Origin of the sequence: Prevotella sp. MA2016, from assembly GCF_000619825.1 — a bacterium.
GTDB lineage: Bacteria > Bacteroidota > Bacteroidia > Bacteroidales > Bacteroidaceae > Prevotella.
Genome location: NZ_JHUW01000013.1, coordinates 50,810 through 70,493, shown reverse-complemented (window position 1 = coordinate 70,493; position 19,684 = coordinate 50,810). Strand labels below are relative to the sequence as shown.

11 protein-coding genes are annotated in these 19,684 nt (G+C 52.9%); 3 read left to right on the top strand and 8 right to left on the bottom strand.

Annotated features, from left to right (window positions below; all coding sequences use genetic code 11):
• The first annotated feature begins 23 nt into the window (after positions 1-23).
• Positions 24-1,217 carry an NAD(P)/FAD-dependent oxidoreductase gene (locus tag T360_RS0110505; protein WP_028912753.1) on the top strand — a complete coding sequence of 398 codons (1,194 nt, stop codon included), beginning with the start codon at positions 24-26 and terminating at the stop codon, positions 1,215-1,217.
• Here T360_RS0110505 and T360_RS0110500 read toward each other — a convergent pair.
• On the bottom strand, positions 1,174-2,718 hold the full coding sequence (locus tag T360_RS0110500) for a RagB/SusD family nutrient uptake outer membrane protein (RefSeq protein ID WP_028912752.1): 1,545 nt from the start codon (positions 2,716-2,718) through the stop codon (positions 1,174-1,176). The genes T360_RS0110505 and T360_RS0110500 overlap by 44 nt on opposite strands.
• A gap of 39 nt (positions 2,719-2,757) precedes the next feature.
• Positions 2,758-6,030 carry a SusC/RagA family TonB-linked outer membrane protein gene (locus T360_RS0110495; protein ID WP_028912751.1) on the bottom strand — a complete coding sequence of 1,091 codons (3,273 nt, stop codon included), beginning with the start codon at positions 6,028-6,030 and terminating at the stop codon, positions 2,758-2,760.
• A 287-nt stretch (positions 6,031-6,317) separates the two neighbouring features.
• Here T360_RS0110495 and T360_RS0110490 point away from each other — a divergent pair, with 287 nt between their 5' ends.
• Complete coding sequence (locus T360_RS0110490; protein WP_028912750.1) at positions 6,318-8,807, top strand: GH36-type glycosyl hydrolase domain-containing protein; 2,490 nt, start codon at positions 6,318-6,320, stop codon at positions 8,805-8,807.
• Positions 8,808-8,931: 124 nt separating this feature from the next.
• Here T360_RS0110490 and T360_RS0110485 read toward each other — a convergent pair whose 3' ends face one another.
• From T360_RS0110485 to T360_RS0110460, 6 genes are read right to left on the bottom strand one after another with little or no spacing between them, the layout of a single operon-like run.
• Positions 8,932-9,402 carry a hypothetical protein gene (locus tag T360_RS0110485; protein WP_139209046.1) on the bottom strand — a complete coding sequence of 157 codons (471 nt, stop codon included), beginning with the start codon at positions 9,400-9,402 and terminating at the stop codon, positions 8,932-8,934.
• Between the two features lie 28 nt (positions 9,403-9,430).
• Positions 9,431-10,315: a proline iminopeptidase gene (gene pepI / locus T360_RS0110480; RefSeq protein WP_028912748.1), complete on the bottom strand. Its 885-nt coding sequence runs from the start codon at positions 10,313-10,315 to the stop codon at positions 9,431-9,433.
• A 12-nt stretch (positions 10,316-10,327) separates the two neighbouring features.
• Positions 10,328-12,784: a bifunctional UDP-N-acetylmuramoyl-tripeptide:D-alanyl-D-alanine ligase/alanine racemase gene (locus T360_RS0110475; RefSeq protein WP_028912747.1), complete on the bottom strand. Its 2,457-nt coding sequence runs from the start codon at positions 12,782-12,784 to the stop codon at positions 10,328-10,330.
• A gap of 21 nt (positions 12,785-12,805) precedes the next feature.
• Positions 12,806-13,639 (bottom strand): GSCFA domain-containing protein, encoded by an 834-nt coding sequence (locus T360_RS0110470; RefSeq protein ID WP_028912746.1) that lies wholly within the window; start codon positions 13,637-13,639, stop codon positions 12,806-12,808.
• A gap of 16 nt (positions 13,640-13,655) precedes the next feature.
• The gene (locus tag T360_RS0110465) at positions 13,656-16,301 is read right to left on the bottom strand and encodes a bifunctional fucokinase/fucose-1-phosphate guanylyltransferase (RefSeq protein WP_028912745.1); all 2,646 of its coding nucleotides are present in this window, start codon (positions 16,299-16,301) and stop codon (positions 13,656-13,658) included.
• Positions 16,302-16,315: 14 nt separating this feature from the next.
• Positions 16,316-18,802: a YfhO family protein gene (locus tag T360_RS0110460; RefSeq protein ID WP_028912744.1), complete on the bottom strand. Its 2,487-nt coding sequence runs from the start codon at positions 18,800-18,802 to the stop codon at positions 16,316-16,318.
• A gap of 94 nt (positions 18,803-18,896) precedes the next feature.
• Between T360_RS0110460 and T360_RS0110455 the strand changes: the two genes are divergently transcribed.
• Positions 18,897-19,673 carry an RNA methyltransferase gene (locus tag T360_RS0110455; protein WP_028912743.1) on the top strand — a complete coding sequence of 259 codons (777 nt, stop codon included), beginning with the start codon at positions 18,897-18,899 and terminating at the stop codon, positions 19,671-19,673.
• The last annotated feature ends 11 nt before the right edge of the window (positions 19,674-19,684 follow it).

The following is a 19,684-nucleotide window of genomic DNA, read 5'->3' as shown; positions in this document are numbered from 1 at the left end:
TGTAAAAATGTAAGAATGTAAAAATGAAAACTGCGATAGTAGGCGGAGGAGCAGCGGGGTTCTTTCTGGCGATAAACCTGAAGGAGATGTGCCCGCAGATGGAGGTGACGATATTCGAGAAATCGAAAAAGGTATTGGCCAAGGTTGAAGTGTCGGGTGGTGGCAGATGTAACTGTACCAACTCGTTCGAGGCTGTGACCGATTTGCAACAGGTGTATCCGCGCGGGCACCGGTTGCTGAAACGCCTTTTCAAAACCTTCGACTATCGCGATGCCTACGCGTGGTTTGAGAATCATGGTGTGCGACTGACGACACAAGACGACCATTGTGTGTTCCCCCTGTCGCAGGATTCGCACACCATCATCAATATGTTTCTGGCAGAAGCCCGGCGCCATGGCGTCGAGGTGCACACCAGCAGCAAGATAGAAAGTCTCGAAGAGCTCAAGGATTACGACTTCAAGGTGATCACCACCGGTGGCATGCCCTCAGCCTTCAGCCTTCTTACATCATCCATCATCCCTCCCGTTCCCTCGCTGTTCACATTCAGCATTGCCGACGAAGCCCTGCGCGCGCTGATGGGTACGGTGGTTGAAGATGCCACGGCATCCATCCCCGGCACGAAGTTCCGCAGCACTGGTCCGCTGCTCATCACCCACTGGGGCATGAGCGGACCAGCCATTCTGAAGTTGTCGAGCCATGCAGCCCGCGAGTTGCACGACCATAACTATCAGATGCCCCTCGCCATCAACTGGCCTTCGCTCAAAGAGCCTGAAATCCAGCAGGAGCTGCGCGATATCATGGCCCAACATCCGCAGAAGCAGATAGCCACCATCCGCCCCTTTGGTCTGCCCAGCCGTTTGTGGGACTACCTCGTAGCCAAAACCCTTGGCGAGCGCGCACAGAACCGATGGCAGAATCTGAACCAGAAGGAGCAGAACCGACTGACCAATGCGCTGTGCAACGACCAGTACCAGATAGCCGGACGATCGGCCTTCAAGGATGAGTTTGTCACCTGTGGTGGCATCGATCTGTCAAGCGTCAATCCCAACACCCTGGAAAGCAAAAACCTCCCCAGCGTGTATTTCGCTGGAGAGGTTCTCGATATCGATGGTGTCACGGGCGGATTCAATTTCCAAGCCGCCTGGACCACCGCTTATACTGTAGCCTGCGCCATTAGTCAACAAGCTTGTTGTAGTCAGTCTCCTTCTGAGGGATAACCCATGTCCATGCATTGGTTTCCTCGGGCTGGATGGTGATGTCGAACACACCCTTGTAGAAGCTACCACCCTGCTCGCGGTTCTTGCGAACGATGGGCTGTCCCCAACGCTTGTAGTCGAACCAGTCGTTACCCTCGGCAAAGAGGTCGAAACGACGATAGAGCTTAATCTCAGTCATCAGGTCGTCGCCAGTCTTGGTGCTCTTGGTATAGGCAGCATCGTACTGCTTCACAGCGTCGAACAACAGCTGCTGTGCCTCAGTCTCCTTACCCAGGTGCATATCAGCCTCAGCCTCGGTGTAGAGCATCTCGGCAGCACGGATGATGGGAAACGAACCACCACCAGGATAGAAGTCAACCAGGAACTTAAACTGCATATAAGCATAGATCAGAGAAGTAAGCTTACCACTCTGGTCGAAATACAGTCTGTCGGCATACTCGCTCTTGGCACGCTCGTAGAGCGACTTGGTGCTACGACCAGCAGCATTACACTCGGCATACTCAGCCTCGGTAGGCACGAGATAGAGCGAGCGGCGCACGTCGGTAGCAGGAATCTGGTCGATGAGCTCCTTGCTGATGGCCACAGGATAGGTGCGGCAGTTACTGGTGCTCGAGTTAGCACCGATATAAGCAAAGAAACTATAGAACGAGATATTCTGCTGCTCGTCCTCATACACACCCCAGATCCACTCATCGTTGGGAGTATGGAATCCATCCTGATACTCATCAGGTGTCATGAGCTTGTGCCCCTGACGAGCCAGAGCGGCATAGTTGGCTGCATTCTGCCAATCCTCACGGGTGAGGGCTGCCTTGGCATAAATGGCATAAGCCACATCGAGACCTGGCTGATAGAAATCGTCGCGCACACGCTCGCTCTGCTGATAGAGGGCGATGGCATCGTCGAGGTCCTTGTAGATCTGAGCATAGGTCTCAGCCTGAGTCGAAAGAGCATGCTCGCCCAGACTCTCATCCAGTCGTAGCACGATACCGTCGGTATCACCGTGGTGGTCGCTCCAGCGATTGGTGTAGAGCTGTGCCAGACGGAAGAACGAATAGGCACGGAAAGTGAGTGCCTGCGCCTTCAGGAAGTGCTTGTCGCTCTCGTCGCCCTCGGCATTGTCGATATTATTGATGATGGCATTGGCATTGCTCACCAACTTATAATAATAGTACCAAGGATAAACATCATAGGTACGTGTATTACTCAGGTGATAAGCTGAGTTCCACACATTCTGCCAACCACTGTGATTGCTCTTCTGGGCATCGTTGCCAGTGAATGTGCCATACCAGTTCAGGATAGTACCCTCGCCATTGCAGCCCTGAGTTTTGAGATACTGCGTGGTCATGGCCTTGCAGATACCGTTAAGTGCCATCTCGGCATTCTTGGTAGTGCTCAGCACGGTAGGAGTACCCATCTCCGACTCTGGAGCAGTTTCCAGATAATCGCTGCTACAAGCACTCAGCCCCAGTGCAGCAATACATACATATATATACTTTTTCATATTATTTTCTCTAAACATTAAACACTAAACTCTCATCACTTAAAATTTGATGTTCACTCCTGCCGAGAAGATGCGAGGTGTAACGAAGGTTGCCGACTGCGAACCACTGAAGGTCTGCTGTGGGTTCATACCCTTACGTGCAGTCAGTGTGAAGAGGTTTTCGCAGGTAAGCGTCACCGTCACATTCTCTACACCAGCCTTGCGAACCAGCTCCTTAGGCAACTGGTAGCCCAGGTTGACATTCTTCAGGATGAGATAGCTGGCGCTGGTGAGCCAACGCGAAGAGGTGGAGTTGAGATCGACCTCCATACCACTAGCCAGTGCAGGTGCATCGCTCAGCACGGGCACACCGTGGCGATCGATCGCATCGTTGGCAGTAGCCTGATCGGCAGTCCATCCCTTCAGCACGTCCTTATGCAGGGCTGTAGGAGTGCTCTGTGATGTCATCAGGGTCTGATAGTTGCTGTCCATCACCTTGCCACCAAGCTGATAGGTGAACAGAGTGAAGAGTGAGAAAGCCTTGTAGCTGGCGCTTACGTTGAAGCTACCATAGGCTGTAGGCAGGGCCGAACCATGGAACTCACGCTTAGCGTAGGTAGTCAGATAGGTATATGGGGTACCGTCGATCACAACCACTGCATTCTTCTGGGCATCCTTAATCTCTGTTTTGGCAGGATTACCATAGGTGACATCACCATCGGTGAAGAAGTAGTCGTCGTCATTGAACTTATAGAGCGAGAAGCCATTCTTGGTGTTGATACCCTCCCAAGTATAGGTGTAGAACTGATAGCGATCCTTACCCTCCACAATCTTCTGATTGCCAGCGATGATACCATCGCGGTTTTGCTCAGGCAGCTTCACCACCTTGTTCTTCTCGAAAGTGATGCTGGCACCAACGTTCACGCTCCAGTCCTTGGTTTTATACACATCCATGTCGGCCGAAAGCTCGAAACCGTGGTTTGATACAGTACCCAGATTCATGGTAGTCACCGACTCGGCAGCCTCGGCAGTAGTAGCACCGGCTGAGAGGGGATTATAAACGTTGAAAATCAGGTCCTTGTTGCGACGATCGAAATACTCTACATTGAAGTTAAGCTTGTTGAACAGGCGACCTTCGAGGGCAACACCCCACGACTGTCCAGTCTCCCACTTCAGGTCGTCGTTAGGCAGCTGTGAGATGATGAAAGCACCCTTACCGGCATGTACATCCTGCTGATACAGGGCCAAATAGCCATATAGGCCTGAACCTGAATCGTTACCCACCTCACCATAGTCGGCACGCAGCTTCAGGTAATTCACAAAGTCGTACTGCTTCATCCATTTCTCGTTCGAGATTACCCAGCTGGCACCAGTGCTCCAGAAGTTACCCCAGCGGGCATCCTTTGAGAAGCGTGAAGAGCCATCGCGACGGAACGAGAACTCGATGTTGTAACGACTGTCGTAGCCATAGCGCACACGACCCAGGTACGACTCCAAGCGATAGTTGTCGTTATAGTCATAGAGGCTTACCATACTGGTGAAGTTCAGCAGATTGGCAATATCAGAGAAAATCTCCGAATCCTTACCTGCATAGAGGAAATTACGAGTGAGGTAATAGTTCTCGTGAGCAAGCAGAGCGTCGAAGGCGTGCACACCATACTCGTTTCTCCAGTGCAATTGCTGCTGGAAGGTATAGTTCTTCTGACGGATGTCGGAGCGGCGCAGACGTCCGTTGTTTGCCTTACCATCACCAATGAGAGCTGAGTAATACTTGTTCTCTGAGTCGTTGCTCAGATTCAGGTTACCCTTCAGCATAAAAGTGAAGTTGTAAGGCAGGATAATATTTGCGTAGGCAATACTGTTGACGGTATTGCGGATAATCTTATCAGAGTTGATCTGGTTCTCCCAGATCACATGGCGCTCAGGATACTGGTTACGGGTGATAACCACCTGACCATCTGGATCGATATACGAACCACCATCGTAGATCTTGTTGCCCTGTCCGTCGAGATAGTACTCACCAGTCATCAGATTGTGAGCATGAACGGGATAGATAGGCGACACTTTTCGACAGAAGTTGAAGGGGTTGGTATTAGCAGTGCCTGTGCCATAGCCAGCCTTGAAATTCTGATGGGTAGCATTCAGGTTCACACCCATCTTCAACCATGTGGCAGGCTGAATGTTGGCAGAGAGACGGGCTGAGAGACGATCGAAACCAGAAGTCTTCAGATAACCCTGCTCGTCCAGATAACCCAGCGACACCAGATAGTCCGACTTCTCGGTAGCGCCATTAGCATTGAAGTTGTATTCCTGGCGATAGCCATTGTGGATGGCCTGGTCATACCAGTCGAGGTCCTCGGCATAGGTACCCTTGATCTGTGCATCGCTCACCAGCTTGCCATCAGCACCAAACAGGGCATCGTCGGCCTTGTTGAAGATATTCAGCATCAAACGATCTGAAATCAGCATGCGGTTAGCATAGTCGGCAGCAGTAGCAGCATCGTCGCCAGCAGCCATGCGGTTGTTCTTCAGGTTCAGATACTGAGCCTCCATCCACTGGCGTACACCCAGACGACTGTACTCGCTGATACCACGGGTGTAGATACCCTGCTTGATATCCAGAGTGACGTTCATCTTACCCTGCTTACCCTTCTTGGTGGTGATCAGAATCACACCGTTAGAAGCACGGTTACCATACAGAGCAGCCGAAGCAGCGTCCTTCAGTACCGACATCGACTCGATATCCTGAGGATTCAGGTCGCTGATATTACCACTGTAAGGCACACCATCAAGGATATAAAGAGGAGTCATCGAACCATTCACGGTTCCCACACCACGGATGCGGATCTGTGGATCCTCACCAGGCGCACCAACAGTGCTGTTCACCTGTACACCAGTCACCGAGCCTTCCAGAGCCGAAGCTACCGAACTGGTTGGGCGCATCTCGATGGCGTCGCTCTTCACCTCCTGGATTGAACCAGTAAGCGAAGTCTTCTTCTGTGTACCATAGGCCACAACCACCACCTCGTCGAGGGTGTGCACGTCATTACGCAACTGAATCTTAAGAGTTTTTGTGCTTACTGCCACCTCCAGTGGTTCCATGCCCACATAGGTAATGCGCAGTGTTTTCATACCCTCAGGCACTTCGAGTGTGAAGTTACCATCATAATCGGTAATGGTACCAATGCTAGCATTGCCTACAACCTGAATGGTTGCGCCAATAATAGGCTCGTTATCCTCATAACTTACAACCGTACCAGTAACCGTTGTTTGTGCCAGTGCCATACCCACACTTAGGAACAGCCCAGCCAACATCATACTGAGTCTTTTCATTTAATTAATGTATTAAAAAACGTATATTAGTAATTACTATAAAAAGCTAAAACCGATAATTTTTCCAATTCAACTCAAATCCATTTTAATAGACCAAATCAAACATTCTTCACGAATTTGGGTGCAAAATTACGAAGTTTTTTTGTTTCTTACAAATTTTTTTCAAAATATATGGTATTTTTATGCTCAATTCTTGCGCAATGCTGCTCAAACTATTGTACGATTGTGCAAATTTTGTAACTTTGCAACTCGATTTTAGGAACTATCATTTTTTAATCTCACGCATCATGGAACAACAGAAACGCTATGGTCATTTCGACGACCAGCACCGCGAGTATGTCATCACCGACCCGCAAACACCTTGGCCCTGGATCAACTACCTGGGCAATGAGGATTTCTTCTCACTCATCTCTAATACCGCTGGTGGATACAGCTTCTATAAGGATGCCAAGTTCCGCCGTATCACCCGTTATCGTTACAACAATGTTCCCATGGATAATGGTGGCCGCTATTTCTACATCAAGGATGCCGACACCGTTTGGAACCCAGGCTGGAAGCCCTGCAAGACGCCACTCGACTTCTATGAGTGCCGCCATGGCATGAGCTACACCCGCATCACGGGTCGCAAGAATGGTGTCGAGGCTAGCGTGCTGTTCTTTGTGCCCCTGAAGAAGTGGGCCGAGGTGCAGAAGCTCACCCTGAAGAATGAGAGTAGTGAGGTGAAGCACCTGCAGCTGTTCTCGTTCGAGGAGTGGTGCCTGTGGAATGCCGCTACCGACATGGAAAATTTCCAGCGCAACTTCTCTACCGGTGAGGTGGAAGTCGAGGTGCCGAATCTCGGCATCTCAACTTCGAACAATAGTTCGAAGATAGAGGGTAGCACCATCTATCACAAGACCGAATATCGCGAGCGCCGCAACCATTATGCGTTCTATCATGTCAACAGCCCCATTCAGGGTTTCGACACCGATCGTGAGAGTTTCATTGGTCTCTATAACGAGTTTGCCGATCCGCAGGCCGTGACAGAGGGCCGCCCCCGCAACAGCCATGCCCACGGCTGGAGCCCCATTGCCTCGCACTACATCGAGGTGACGCTGCAGCCAGGCGAGAGCAAGGATTTCGTGTTCCTGTTGGGCTATATCGAGAATGAACCAGACAAGAAATTTAAAGCCCCTCAAGTTATCAACAAAGAAAAGGCCCACGCCCTCATTGCCGAGCTCAACACCACCGAGAAGGTGGATAAGGCCTTCGCCGAGTTGTGCGAGTATTGGGATGCGCTGCTTAATATATATAAGGTACGCACGGGAAATGACAAGCTGGATCGCATGGTCAACATCTGGAACCAGTATCAGTGCATGGTCACCTTCAATTTCTCACGCTCAGCCTCGTTCTTCGAGAGCGGCATTGGTCGCGGCATGGGCTTCCGCGACAGCAATCAGGATCTGGTGGGCTTTGTGCATCAGATACCCAGTCGCGCCCGTCAGCGCATCATCGACATCGCCTCAACCCAGTTTCCCGATGGTGGCTGCTACCACCAGTACCAGCCCCTCACCAAGCGTGGCAACAATGATATCGGTGGCGGATTCAATGACGACCCCTGCTGGCTCATCTTCGGCACCGTGGCCTATATCAAGGAAACGGGCGACTTCTCCATCCTCAACGAGATGGTACCCTTCGACAATCAGCCTGGCTCAGAGGTAACCCTCTTCGAGCACCTCAAGATATCTATGGACCACGTCATCAACAACCTTGGTCCCCACATGCTGCCACTCATTGGCCGTGCCGATTGGAACGACTGCCTGAACCTCAACTGCTTCTCGTGGGATCCTAACGAGAGTTTCCAGACCACCGAGAATGTCTCTAAGGGCACCAAGGCCGAGTCGCTGATGATAGCCGGTCTCTTCGTAGTCACCGCCAAAGACTACGTCGCCCTTTGTAAGAAGATCGGTAAGGACGACGAAGCTGAGCGTATGCAGCAGGCCATCGACGCTATGGTTGAAGCCGTGAAGAAGCACGGCTGGGATGGCGAGTGGTATCTGCGCGCCTACGATTTCTATGGTCACAAGATAGGCTCTCACGAGTGCGAGGAGGGTAAGATATTCATCGAGAGCCAGGGCTGGTGCACCATGGCCGAGATAGGTGCCGACGAAGGTATGGTGGCCCAGAGTCTCGACTCATGCAAGAAATACCTGGAGTGCGAGCACGGTATGGTGCTCAACAACCCCGCCTTCAGCAAGTATATCTACGAGTATGGCGAGATATCCAGCTATCCCGAGGGCTACAAGGAGAATGCCGGCATCTTCTGCCACAACAATCCATGGGTCATCATCGGCGAGTGCATCGCAGGCCGCGGCAACGATGCCTGGAACCACTACGCCAAGATACTCCCCTCTTATGTCGAGGAGAAATATCAGACGCTGCATAAGGTAGAGCCATACGTTAACTGTCAGATGGTAGCCGGTAAAGATGCCTTTAAGCCCGGCGAGGGCAAGAACTCATGGCTCACGGGCACCGCCGCCTGGATGTGGTACACCGTCTCAGAGTTCATCCTCGGCATCAAGCCCGACTACGATGGCATCCGCATCGACCCCTGTCTGCCTGAGACGGCCACCGACTACGTAGTGCAGCGCAAGTTCCGCGAGGCCGACTACGAGATAACCATCCATCCCAACGGCGCCCAGAAGGGCGTTAAAGCCATCACCCTCGATGGCACCAAGATTGATGGCACCGTCATCCCCTACTCTCCCGGCAAGCACATTGTAGAGGTTACGATGTAATCAGGATTACATACATCTATACAAACCAATCCCCGCCCATCACTGAGCGGGGATTATAGTATTTATAAATTAAAATTAATCCTATATACAAATACAAGTCAGGGAGTGCAGTTATGTACTCCCTTTATTGTATGTAAGCGTCTATCTGTGCGGCAATGTCGCCAGCCAGTACGGCACCGTAGCCCACACGGAGCTCGATAGTGGGACGAAGCGGGTCGTTGGTACCGATGATCACAGCATACTCGTCTATGGTGTAGGGCGTGGCCATGTTCTTTGACATCACGCACTCCAGACTGCTGAGTTTCAGCTCTTCGCCGGCGATAATCGCAATGTCATGGTTGGGATAGAATAGGATAAGGGCAGGGAGCTCGTTGGCTCGCGAGGCATCCAGCACCACCACGCCGTCGGGTTCTCCGTATCTCTGTTTTGCCTCTTCCACCGTGGCGTAGGTCACCCTTGGAACAGCCGTCCGCTCCTTGCGCTTGATGATGAAGTAAGCGAAGGGGGCGATAACCAGCAGCAACAGTAAGTACGGTCCAAAGCCAATGGCTAACATAATGCCGGCAACGACGGCAAGAATCGTGTTTCGTTTCATAGTAACTGGTGGGGATGGTTGTTTTTTTTTATTCCGTTTCTTGCAACCAGGAGGTGAGCACTTGGCAATACTCTTGGTGGGCATCGACAAAGCACATGTGGCGCGCGTGGCGGAACAGATGCCACCGGCTGTTGGGGATATGCTCGAAGAGCGAGGCTGCCACTACAGGGGTGCAGATATCACGGGTGCCACTGCAGATGAGCGTGGGCTGGGTGATCTGGCTCAGCTTGTCGGTATATTCAAAATCCTTCAGACTGCCCAGGGGCTGATACTCATTGGGGCCCCAGCCATAGAGATAGGCCTCGGCACCGGCGCGCTTAGGCCGCGTGAGGCACTCGGGCGAATGCTCATCGGTGCTGGTGACGTAGCGCTCGAAATAGTGCTGGTTGGCCAGCTGATAGTCGGGCGCATCCCAGCGGCCTGTGGCCTCGGCACGGCTGATGGCGTCTTGGTCTTCGGCCGAGAGATAGCGGATGAGACGATGCTGCTCGCTGGCCCACAGCGAACTGGAGGCGTGGCCTGAGGAGAGGATGAGCGACTGGATGCCCTCGGGCTGCTGGTCGATGGCGTAGGCGATGGCCTGCATGGCTCCCCACGACTGGCCCAGCAGGTGGACGGTGTTGAGATGCAGATAGTCGCGAATGGCCATCAGCTCATTGATCCAGGTGTCGAGGGTCCACAGCTCGGGATGCCCGTCGAGATAGGAAAGGCCACAGCCCAACTGATCATAGGATATCACCTGGCGACCGGTGTCGGCCATGCAGTCGAGCACCTCGAAATAGTTGTGGGTGCTGCCGGGACCGCCATGCAGCAACAGCAGCGGGGTCTTCTCTGATGGCTCACCCACTATGCGATAGTAGGTGTGATGGCCCATAAAGGGCATATAGCCCTCAGTGATACGATGATTCGCCATAAAAATGATGTTTTAATCCTGGAAATAAACGCGCTTGACGCGGTTGCTGATGCCGGTGAGCACCTCGTAGGGGATGGTGTCGAGCACATCGCTAAGCACCGTCACAGGCAGGTGCTCGCCGAAGATCTCTACCTGATCGCCCTCCTTACAAGGGATATCAGTGACATCAATCAGGGCCACATCCATACAGATATTGCCCACGTACTCGGCCTTCTGACCATTCACCAGACAGTAGCAATGACGATTGCCCAGATGACGATTCAGACCATCGGCATAACCGATAGGAATGGCTGCTATCACAGAGTCGCGCTCAAGCTTTCCCTTACGGCTATAGCCCACGGTATCGGTCTTGGGCACATGGCGCATCTGCAGAATGGTGGTCTTCAGGGTGCTCACGGTGTTGAGGATACGATTGTCGCGTGAGTCGATACCATAGAGACCAAGACCCAAACGGCACATATCCAACTGGCGATCGGGGAAGTGCTCGATGCCGGCAGAATTGTCGATATGACGCAGTATCTTGTGGGAGAAGGCGGCCTGAAGCTTCTGGCTGCCCATCTCGAAACGCTTGAATTGCAGGGTTGAGAAATTGTCGAAGTCGTCGCTGTCGGAGCCTACGAAATGGCTGAACACCGAACGGGGGATGACGGCCTGCTGATGGGTGAGACGATCGATGAGCTCATCCATATCCTGCTCGGGGTCGAAGCCCAAACGGTGCATGCCAGTGTCGAGCTTGATATGCACTGGCCAACCGGTGATGCCCTCCTTGCGGGCTGCCTTGATAAGGGCATCGAGCAGGCGGAAGCTATATACCTCGGGCTCCAGATCATAGTCGAACATGGTCTTGAAGGCGGTCATCTCGGGGTTCATAATCATGATATTGGCGGTGATGCCTGCCTTACGCAGGGTGACACCCTCGTCGGCCACGGCCACTGCCAGATAGTCCACACGGTGGTCTTGCAGGGTCTTGGCTATCTCTACAGCGCCTGCACCATAGGCATCGGCCTTGATCATGCACACCATCTTGGTTTCGGGCTTCATGAACGAACGGTAGAAGTTGAGATTCTCGACCACGGCATTGAGGTTGACCTCGAGGATGGTTTCGTGCACCTTCTGCTCGAGCTGCTCGGTGATCTGATCGAAACCGAACGGACGGGCACCCTTGAGCAGTATCATCTCATCGCGCAAACCGGTAAAGGCCTCGCTGCCGAGGAAGTGGTTTACATCGGCAAAGAACTGCTTGTCGGCTATCTGAATCTTGTCGGCCTGGGCTGTGAGCTCGGGTCCGATACCGATAAACTTGGTGATGCCACGCTTAACAGCCAACTCGGATACCTGAGCGTAGAGTTTTTCGGGCGAAAGACCCGACTGGAACATATCGCTGAGGATAAGGGTACGCTTCTTCAACTCCTCGCGGCGATTCATGAAATCGAGGGCGATATCGAGTGAGTTGATATCAGAGTTGTAAGAGTCGTTGATGAGGATGCAACCACGCTGGCCCTCTTTTACCTCGAGGCGCATGGCCACGGGTTCGAGCTTAGGCATGCGCTCTGCCAAGTCGGCTGGGGTGAGCCCCAGATGCAGGGCAACGGCTGCACAGGTGATACAATCCTCGATTGAGGCCTCGTCGATAAATGGGATATCGAAGCAGTTCTCTTCTTCCTTCCAAATATAGGTAATGTGCGAGTTCTCGACACTCTTCACATAGAAGGCGGCCTGCTGATCGCAGGTGCTCCACGAAATCTTCTCGCCTTTATAGTTCATGCGACGGATGCATCGGCTCACGATATCATTATCTGAACAATACACCATGGCCTCGGTATCGTGCATCAGCTCGAGTTTCTCCATACACTTCTCTTCCATCGAGCGGAAGTTCTCCTGATGGGCGGCTCCCAGCGAGGTGAGCACGCCGATGGTGGGCTGGATGATATCGCGCAGGGCCATCATCTCGCCAGGCTGCGAGATACCAGCCTCGAAGATACCAACCTCGGTCTGCTCGTTGAGCAACCATACCGAGAGGGGCACGCCTATCTGAGAGTTGTAGCTGCGGGGTGAGCGCACGATGCGCATCGAGGGCAGCAGCAACTGATAGAGCCACTCCTTCACCATGGTCTTACCATTAGAGCCGGTGATGCCCACGATGGGCAGATCAAACTCATCGCGATGGCGCTCGGCCAGGCGCTGAAGGGCTGCCAACGTGTGGGGCACGCGCAGGAAGTTGGCTTGCGGATAAAGGGTTTCGTAAGCCTCGGGCACCTGCTCTACTACAAACTGGCGCACGCCACGGTTATACAAGTCCTGAATGTAGCGATGACCATCGTTACGCTGGGTTTTCAGGGCAAAAAACAAGGTTTCTTCGGGGAAACAAAGACTACGACTATCAGTAAGCAACCAACTTACCTGAGCCTCGGTGTTTCCATATCTTCGCGCTCCTATCAGCGTGGTAACTTTTTCTATACTATATTTCATGACTTCAATTCTAGAATTCTTCTAACCTGCAAAGGTAGGGTATTTTTTTTGCAATGCGGCTATTTTTAACATTGTTTTATCCATAAATTGGCGATATTCGTCAGAATCGGGGTTGAAGGGCTTGTGATTGAGGGCTGCCTTCAGGGGTTGCCACTCTTTGATGAATGCCTTGGCTTCGTCACTGAGATACACCTCGGAGAAGCGCTGCCAGATGTACTCTACGGCCTGGGCAGAGGGGTGCAGCATATCCTCGGCATAAAAACGATAGTCGCGCAGCTCGTCGTTCACAATCTCGTAAGCGGGAAAGTAGGATACATTAAACATTAAACATGAAACATGAAACATTTTGATGACCTTATCAACGGCTAGGAGAAGCGTAGCTTTAGATAACTTGGAGCCGTGGTAGCCGTATTTGCGATAGCGGATGGGACTAACGGTGAGTACGATGCGCATATCGGGATTGGCCGCATGCAGGATATCGATGGCCTGCTGCAGGTAATCGGCACACTCATCTACCGTGAGTTCCTTCTCGGTAAAGAGCGACTGGGGGCGCTTCTGGCAGTTATCTACTATCTCGCCTGTTTCATTGAGAATATAAACGTGATTGGTGCCGAGGGTCAAGAATGCAGTCTTCACGGATTTCAAATCGGGCTGAGCGGAGAGGCGCTGAATGGTGTGCAATACTGATGCGGGGTTGTACATCACGCCGAAGGGATTGACAATGGTACGAAACTTCTCTTCGGTGAAGCGCGCACCTATCTTATCGGCAAAGCACGACCCTACGAAAAGCATCTCCTCGCATGCCCCTATCCTAAACCCAGGGTCTTCAATATCTACAATAGTCCTAAACTCCATCTCTATCATCTATCACCTAACTTCGACTGATCTGCAGTCCACTCGTAGAAAGGCTCATTTCAACAAAGCGGGCATTCTTGCGCTGAGCGTTGTCTGTTAATATCTGCTTGATGCGCGCTGCGGCCTCGGGGTCCTTGGCTATCATATAGAGATAGCCACCACCACCTGCACCAGGCAACTTATAGCCCAGGCAGAGGTCGTCAATCAGACTGGTGAGCTTAGCCACATCGGCAGGATTGGTGCCTGCATCCAGCAGCTGATTCTGAGTCCACGTCTTGCGAACCAGCTGACCCATACGCACGAAGTCGTTCTGCTGGATGGCCTCATACATGTCGAGGGTGTGCTGCTTCATCTGGCGCAACAGGCGCAGCTCGTCGCCACGATTCAGGAACATGCCGCGCACTATCTCGGCCAGGATACTCTTAGCCGTGCGGGTGATGCCTGTATAATATAATAGGTGGCAGGGACGATATTCGGGCTGGGTCCAGAGGTCGGTGGGCAACCAGCGCACCTGTGGGTTCTGAACAAATCCCCTACCGGTCTGCAGCAGTTTCACGCCACCCAGCACGCCACCAAACTGATCCTGCCAACCACCACCGGTGGTGAGCATCTGCTCGAGCATGAGCGTGCGCCTACCTATCTCATTCTTATCCCAACCCAATCCACAGAAGTCGTTGAGCGCGCCCAGCACGGTGGCTGCCAGAATGCTACTGGTGCCCAGTCCGCTGCCTGCGGGGATGGCACTGAGCAGAGTGAGCTCGATACCGGAGCCAAAGGCAGCTAACTCATCCTTGAGCGAACGCTGACCGAAGCCAGCCAATACCAAGGCGGCCTTGGGAATTGAGAAGGGCGAGCCTACATGCATAAAATCACGCAACTGCTCGCTGGTCTCTACCACCTCCATGGCGCCCAGGTCGATGCTACGCAGCACGATGCGGGGCTCCTTGGCAGGACGAATATATACTTGCAAGGGGGGCTGACCATTGAGTTCGATGGCCAGATTGATCACATTTCCTCCTTCCATCAGACAGTAAGGCGGGGTGTCGGTCCAACCTCCTGCGATGTCAATACGCACTGGCGAACGGCCCCATACTATCTGGTCGTCGGAAACGTTGAGCTGGGGTATCTGCTGATAATCGTTGGTATCGAGTAAGCCCTCACGTAAAAGGGCAAAGGCCTTTTCGCTTTCGCCACGGAACATGGCATCGTGGATGCGCGTCATCAGGGGTGCCTCGTCGTTGAGTGCTGGGGGCATGGCGATGCCCTGCTCCTCAAACTCGCGCTTGGCATCGGCCAGATCTAACTGGTAGAACACACTGTGGTTCCAGTTTTCAGCCAAGGCACTCCAGTTGAGTTTGCGGAAAGCCTTGCGCTGGGCAAACAGGCGATGCAGATTAGCCTCGGTTGAGATTTCCTCGGCTGAGATCAGTCGAGTGGCTTGAGAATCAAGCCCAGCTAGCTCGGATAGGCCGGCTAAGCTGGCTAGAACAGGAAATTGCTGTTTCTGCTGCTCGGCGCCGGCAAACTTATCATCGATATGGTAGCGGCGCACGGCATATTCGCTATCGCCGATGGGCACCACATCGATACACTCGCCTGGGGCCAGGTGCAACTGCCAGTCGTTCTCGGGCACACCTGTTATGATATTATCGTGCGTCAGGGTCCAACCCTCGCCCACGTAACTATTCTCTATCCAAATATTGGTATTCTCCTCGGTAAACTTATACTTGCAAACTGCATTCTGCACAAAGATGCTGGGATGGGGTTTGCGATCGTGATGCATAATCTCACGCTGATCGTTCACCAGATTCTGAATGCGCAGGGTGGATGATATCATCTCGCGCGACGTGCCGTAATGGTAGAACTCGCCGCCCTGCAGGGGCACAATGGCCACCTTCAGATCCTTCAGCTCATCGTCGGGCTGCGAAGGCTCCGTGCCCAAAGCGCAACCGAACTCGGAGTAAAGATCGTACTCGATAATATCATCGCCTTTCTTCGACTTCTTGGCGAGGAGCTCTACAGCCTTGTCGCTCAGCATCCAGATGCCGATATCGGTGAGATAATAATGATCTTTCTGAAGCTCGTTGAGGGTCTCGATGCTGGGTTTCTGAAGCATCTGCTTGAGCACCTGGGGCGACTTGCGCGAGCTGACAAACACACCGTGGTTTTTGGCCACCGAGGCATCGAGCCACAAGCCATAGCACACCACATCGGCATCGGGGATGGGCTGCAGGGGCTGAGAGGTGCGCACCAGCACGTCGCCACTCACCACCATGGTGTGGATGCCGGCAGGGGCCATCTGCATCATCTGCTCATAAAGGGGCAGCTGCAGACTGAGCAAATCCTGCGACAGCTTCTGACCACGCTCCCAACGGAACACGGGGATAGGGGTGAGAATCTTGCCTGATGGGGCATACGATGGCAGGCGGCGACTCTGACCTCCGGCATGGAGCAGAATGCGCTTTTCGCGGGGCAGCCACTCGGCAAGCGAGGTGCCATCCTCGGTAGTCATACAGGCCTGTAACAGCCAGGTGGTGCCACCACCACTGCCCAATTTATGACCAACTGGATCGTTGGTACAGAAATACTCCTCACGACTCAGTCCCGTGACATCATGGAAACTGTCCACCAGATTAGGTGGCAACGATAGTAGTTTTTTCATTTGAACTTAATTCTTTAGGCTTTCTTTTTGCGCCAATACATCACGGCTGTGCCGATGAGCACCAGCAACAAGATGGCATAGGCTGTATAAGCAATCGACTCAGTAACATCTACCGACTTGGGGAAGAAGCTGAGCACTACCTCGTGGCGACCGGGCTTCACCTGGAGGGCACGCAGAATGTAATCTACCCTACCCAACTCTGCTGGCTCGCCATCAACAGTGGCTGTCCAACCGGGATAATAAATCTCTGAGAACACCAACACACCGCCCTTGCCCGAGTTGACCTCGTAGGTGAGCTGGTTGGGCTCGTAGCTCTTGATGGCCACCGTGCTGGTGGTGTCCTGAGTCACAGCCTCGCCCAGCTGGGCCTGGAACTTCTCGTCGGCCACAGCCTCATGGCGCAGGTTAATCTTTCCAACCTGCTGTATCTCTTCGTTAGCATTCTTCACATAACTGATCTTATCCACAAACCAGGCATTGCCCAATGCATAGGGGTTCTGGATGGGCACGGTTTGTCCGCCCTGAAGCGGAAGGATGAGATAGCGGGTGTTGAGCATGTTGATGACGGGACAGATGCTGTCGCCCTTCACCTGGGTCATATCACCACCAGCCTCGGCCACAGCGCCCATCAGCTTCTGCATCTCGGGCGAGATATACTGCTCTATCATCTCCTGATAGCGGCGCAGCTTGGCAGCATGATAGCCACCGATGCTCTTATGATAGTAAGAGGTCTCGTTCTCATTAAAGGTATTGGATGCGAGATTCAGCACACGGTAGTCGAGTGTCTTATCACGCAGAATCAACTCATCGGTCTGAGACATCTGCTGGGGAGCCTCGCGCTCGCTCTCGGGCACAAACATCGCATCATTCAGATAGCGCTTGTTCACCTGCCAGAGGTCGATCAGGCACAGCACCAGGATGATGCCGATGGCATACTCCTTCTTCAGCTTGCCATAGATAAACGAGAGCAGCAGGGCTGTACCGGCCAGGATGATGAGGAACGAGCGCCAGCAGTCGGCTGTAAACACGGCTATGCGCATATCCACCAGATTGCTGAGAAGTGGCTGGATGTGCTCCTGAGGCAGGGTGCTCAGGGCGCGAATCTCGCTCGACGATACGAAACTATCGAAACACATCGTGGGTGCCACAGCAAACAGCAGGCAGAAACCGGCTGTGAGGGCAAACGACAGGGCGAGATACTTATTGAGCTTCTGCTTCTCCACCTCTCCATCTACAAGTGTCTTCAGGGCCATCATGGCCAGCAGGGGAATCGTGAACTCGGCTATCACCAGTATCGAGGCCACCGTACGGAACTTGGCGTACATGGGCACATAGTCGAGGAAGAAATCGGTGAACGGCATGAAGTTACGACCCCACGACAGGAGTATCGAGAGGATGGTGACACCAAGCAGTGCCCACTTCATGGGGCCCTTGACGATAAACAGGCCCAGCACGAAGAGCATCATCACAAAGGCACCTACATACACAGGACCACTGGTGCCAGGCTGTTCGCCCCAATACTGACCTATCTGCTGATAAATCGACTCGTAGGTAGGATCGGCTTTCGCCATGGCTATCTTGCTCTCACTCATGGGCACCGAGGCACCACCCTTGGTGTTAGGGATGAGCAGCGTCCAGGTTTCGTCGATGCCATAGCTCCACTGTGTGATATAGTCGCGCTCCAGTCCGCTGTTAGTCTGGTTGGCCGAGTTCTGCTTCACCAGCTCACTCTTGCCACGCATTGACTCCTGACCATACTGCCAGGTGTGGTAGAGGTTAGAGAGGTTGATGCACACACCGATGGCAGCACCGGCGATGCACACGGCAGTGGCCTTGGCAAAACGGGCCATCTCATGCTTGCGGATGGCATCCACCAGCCAGGCTATCACCATCGCCAGGATGATAAACAGATAGTAGTAGGTCATCTGCACGTGGTTGGCATTGATCTCAAAAGCCGTAAAAATGGCTGTGAGCACAAATCCCCACAAATATCTGCCACGATAGGCCAGCACCAGTCCGGCTATCAGTGGTGGCAGATAGGCCAGCGCCCACACCTTCCAGATATGTCCGGCTGCAATGATGATGAGGAAATAGGTGCTGAAGGCCCACACAATGGAGCCCAAGGCTGCCAGGTGCTGACGGAAATCGAACGCACGCAGCAGGATATAGAATCCCAACAGATAGGCAAAGACATACCACACATTCTCAGGCAAGAACAGATGGTAGATCTTAGTCATCATACTCAGTTTGTCGGTTGATTTGTAGGATGGCGCCATCTGATAGGTGGGCATACCACCAAAGAGGGCGTTGGTCCAACGACTACGCTCGCCCGTTTTCTGCATATACTCTATACCCTCCTGACCGGCACCACGACCAGCCGACGCATCATGACGATAAAGGATACGTCCCTCGATATCAGCAGGGAAGAAATAGGCAAATGCCAAAACGGCGAATAACAACACTGCCAAGAGGTCTGGCAGCCATTTTTTCAGTAATGTCATAACTTGCAAATTATTTAATTTGCCTGCAAAGATACAATTTTTTAGGCACGGATTACACGGATTACGCGGATTTTTTATAATTTTGCAGCAAAATATGGAAGAAACAATCATTACAAGCGTACAAAACGCCAGGATTAAGCACGTGGTAGCCCTGCAGCAGAAGTCATCGCTACGACGTGAAGAAGGGCTCTTTGTGGTAGAGGGCCAGCGCGAGATAGAGCACTGCAAGGCTTGCGGCTACGAGGTGGTGGAGGAGTATATCCTCAACAAGAACGTCACCCCACAGGTCTATGAGAAGATGGCCTATCGTGGCAGCACCGAAGGCCACATCGCCGTGGTGCGATGCAAAGAGCATAATCTCTCAACACTCCGCTCGCTTGCTACCGGAGGGACGCAAGAACACTCACCACTAATAGTGGTGCTTGAGAGCGTTGAGAAGCCTGGCAATCTGGGGGCCATCTTGCGCTCGGCCGAGGCTGCTGGCATCGACGCACTGATTGTGTGCGACCCGCTCACGGATTTGTATAATCCCAACGTGATTCGTGCCAGCATCGGGGGCGTGTTCTGCGTGCCCACAGCTGTGTGCACCTCGCAGGAGTGTATCGCCTTTCTCAAAGAGCGTGGTATCAAGATTCTCACTGCCCAACTGCAGGATTCTTACGAATACTACGATTACGACATGACACAGGGCACAGCCATCGTGATGGGTACCGAGAGCACCGGACTCACCAACCAGTGGCGCGAGGCTGCCGATGCACATATCCGCATCCCCATGCTGGGCCGACTCGACTCGCTGAACGTGAGCGTATCAGCTGCCATCCTGATGTACGAAGCAGTGCGCCAGAGGCAATGTAAAAATGTAAAAATGTAAAAATGTAAAAT

Coding starts and splice junctions, on each gene's coding strand:
- T360_RS0110465 (WP_028912745.1), bottom strand. CDS start 16,301: ATGAAAAAACTACTATCGTTGCCACCTAATCTGGTGGACAGTTTCCAT.
- T360_RS0110485 (WP_139209046.1), bottom strand. CDS start 9,402: ATGAAACGAAACACGATTCTTGCCGTCGTTGCCGGCATTATGTTAGCC.
- T360_RS0110490 (WP_028912750.1), top strand. CDS start 6,318: ATGGAACAACAGAAACGCTATGGTCATTTCGACGACCAGCACCGCGAG.
- T360_RS0110460 (WP_028912744.1), bottom strand. CDS start 18,802: ATGACATTACTGAAAAAATGGCTGCCAGACCTCTTGGCAGTGTTGTTA.
- T360_RS0110470 (WP_028912746.1), bottom strand. CDS start 13,639: ATGGAGTTTAGGACTATTGTAGATATTGAAGACCCTGGGTTTAGGATA.
- T360_RS0110505 (WP_028912753.1), top strand. CDS start 24: ATGAAAACTGCGATAGTAGGCGGAGGAGCAGCGGGGTTCTTTCTGGCG.
- T360_RS0110475 (WP_028912747.1), bottom strand. CDS start 12,784: ATGAAATATAGTATAGAAAAAGTTACCACGCTGATAGGAGCGCGAAGA.
- pepI (WP_028912748.1), bottom strand. CDS start 10,315: ATGGCGAATCATCGTATCACTGAGGGCTATATGCCCTTTATGGGCCAT.
- T360_RS0110500 (WP_028912752.1), bottom strand. CDS start 2,718: ATGAAAAAGTATATATATGTATGTATTGCTGCACTGGGGCTGAGTGCT.
- T360_RS0110495 (WP_028912751.1), bottom strand. CDS start 6,030: ATGAAAAGACTCAGTATGATGTTGGCTGGGCTGTTCCTAAGTGTGGGT.
- T360_RS0110455 (WP_028912743.1), top strand. CDS start 18,897: ATGGAAGAAACAATCATTACAAGCGTACAAAACGCCAGGATTAAGCAC.